The following is a 2,597-nucleotide window of genomic DNA, read 5'->3' on the forward strand; positions in this document are numbered from 1 at the left end:
CGCCACGGTTTCCTGTCGTCCTATGAAGCCTTCGTGCACGTGATCGACTCCATGTTCAACCAGCACGCGAAATGGCTCGAGGTCTGCAACCATCTCTCGTGGCGTGAAGAGATCGCATCGCTCAATCTGCTCGTCACCTCCACCGTCTGGCGCCAGGATCACAACGGCTTCACCCATCAGGATCCGGGCTTTCTCGACGTGGTCGTGAACAAGAGCGCGCGCGTGTGCCGCATCTACCTGCCGCCGGATGCGAACTGCCTGCTGTCGGTGGCCGATCACTGCCTGCGCTCCGAGAACTACGTGAACGTCATCGTGGCGGACAAGCAGTCGCACCTGCAGTACCTGGATATGGAGCAGGCGATCATCCACTGCACCAAGGGCATCGGCATCTGGCGCCAGGCGAGCAACGACGAGGGCGAGGAGCCGGACGTGGTGATGTGCTCGGCCGGCGACATACCGACGCTCGAGGCGCTGGCGGCGACCGCCCTGCTGCGCGCCGAGTTTCCCGACCTCAAGATCCGCTTCGTCAACGTTGTCGATCTCTTCAAGCTGCAGCCCGATACCGAGCATCCGCATGGCCTGTCGGACCGCGACTTCGACAGCCTTTTCACTGTCGACCGCCCCGTCATCTTCAACTTCCACGGCTATCCGTGGCTGATCCACCGCCTCGCCTATCGGCGCACGAATCACCACAACCTGCACGTGCGCGGCTACAAGGAGCGCGGCAACATCAACACGCCGCTCGAACTCGCGATCAACAACCAGATCGACCGCTTCAGCCTCGCCATCGATGTGATCGACCGCGTGCCGCGGCTGCGTGTGGCCGGTGCGCACGCCAAGGAGAAGTTCCGCAACATGCAGATCGAATGCCGCAACTACGCGCACGAGCACGGCATCGATCGCGCCGACATGGCGGACTGGACCTGGCCGTACTGACGGTAAGCGCGCATCCTCGGTGGCTTCACGAAAACGGATCATGACCTCGCACCCGATCGTGTTTCTGGTCGACGTCGACAACACCCTGCTCGACAACGACGGCCTGCAGCAGGACATCAAACAGCACCTCGAGCAGCGGTTCGGACCGGCCTGCCGCGACCGCTACTGGACCATCCAGGAGGAACGCTTCGCCCGGCTCGGCTATCGTGACTACCTTGGTGCGCTGCAGCAGTACCGTGGCGAGCACCCGAACGAGGTCGAGTTCCTGTCGATGGCGTCGTTCCTCGTCGATTACCCGTTTCGCGATCGGTTGTTTCCCGGTGCGTTTGAGGTGCTCGAACGCTTCCAGAGTTGGGGAAGGACGGTTATCCTTTCGGACGGCGACGTGGTGTTCCAGCCGCGCAAGGTCGAGCGATCCGGCCTGTCGGACGCAGTCGATGGCCACGTGCTCATCTACATTCACAAGGAGCAGTCGCTCGATGACGTGTCGCGCCGTTATCCTGCCGCTCACTACGTGCTGGTGGACGACAAGCTGCGCATCCTCACCGCGGTCAAGCAGATCTGGGGTGAGCGGGTGACGACGATCTTCCCGCGCCAGGGGCAGTTCGCACGCGAGCAGGTGGTGGCACGCTATCCCGCCGCGGACCTGAGCGTCGATCACATCGGCGAGTTGCTCGATCTCGATCTGCCCGCCTACATTGCGGGCCGTCCGCTGACGGCCTGTTAACCGATTCTCAGAGGTGGCACATGAAAGCGACGCAAGCGCTGCACGACGCCGGCCAGAGTCTCTGGCTCGACAACATCACGCGCGACCTGTTGACGAGCGGTACGCTCAAGCGCTACATCGACGAATGGTCGGTCACCGGGCTCACGTCGAATCCGACGATCTTCGATCAGGCCGTCAAGGGCAGCACCTCCTACGACAACGCGATCCGCGACCTGCTGAAGGGTGGCAAGTCGGGCGAGGCGCTCTTCTTCGAACTCGCACTGGAAGACATCACCGCCGCGGCAGATCTCTTTCACCCGGTCCACGAGCGTACGGCCGGCGTCGACGGCTGGGTGTCGCTGGAAGTATCACCGCTCCTCGCATACGACACCAAGACCACCCTGGCCGAAGCGAAAGACCTGCACGCTCGGGCCGGCCGGCACAACCTGTTCATCAAGATTCCGGGCACGAAGGAAGGGCTGCCGGCGATCGAGGAGGCGATCTTCGCCGGCGTGCCGATCAACGTGACGCTGCTTTTCTCGCGCGAGCACTACCTCGCGGCGGCGGAGGCCTATCTGCGAGGCATCGAGCGGCGCATCGCAGCCGGACTCAACCCTGACGTGGCTTCGGTGGCGTCGCTCTTCATCAGCCGCTGGGACGTGGCGGTGGCCGGCAAGGTGCCGGCCGAACTCACCAACCGGCTCGGCATCGCGGTCGGCATGCAGGCGTACAAAGCCTACTGCGAACTCATCGCCACGCCGCGCTACCACCGCGTCATGAACGCGGGCGGGCGACCGCAGCGGCTGCTGATGGCAAGCACCGGAACGAAGGATCCGAAGGCTTCGGACATCCTCTACGTCAAGGTGCTGGCAGCGCCGTACACGGTCAACACGATGCCGGAGGGGACGCTGAAGGCGTTTGCCGATCACGGCGAGGTCGGCGCACCGATCGCTGC

Annotated in this window: 3 protein-coding genes; all 3 read left to right on the forward strand. The window is 63.7% G+C overall.

The window, feature by feature from the left end:
* Window positions 1–936, forward strand: a 936-nt coding sequence (locus JNK68_06935; GenBank protein ID MBL8540091.1) for a phosphoketolase, incomplete at its 5' end; no start/stop codon positions are given.
* A 40-nt stretch (window positions 937–976) separates the two neighbouring features.
* The gene (locus tag JNK68_06940) at window positions 977–1,663 is read left to right on the forward strand and encodes an HAD family hydrolase (protein ID MBL8540092.1); all 687 of its coding nucleotides are present in this window, start codon (window positions 977–979) and stop codon (window positions 1,661–1,663) included.
* Between the two features lie 20 nt (window positions 1,664–1,683).
* Window positions 1,684–2,597: transaldolase (tal, locus tag JNK68_06945; protein MBL8540093.1), on the forward strand; the 914-nt coding region annotated here is incomplete at its 3' end.

The sequence above is a fragment of the Betaproteobacteria bacterium genome (genome assembly GCA_016791345.1).
Lineage (GTDB): Bacteria > Pseudomonadota > Gammaproteobacteria > Burkholderiales > JAEUMW01 > JAEUMW01.

What these genes read in the sequence shown, in the direction of transcription:
- JNK68_06940 (MBL8540092.1), top strand. Translation starts at nt 977, where the DNA reads ATGACCTCGCACCCGATCGTGTTTCTGGTCGACGTCGACAACACCCTG.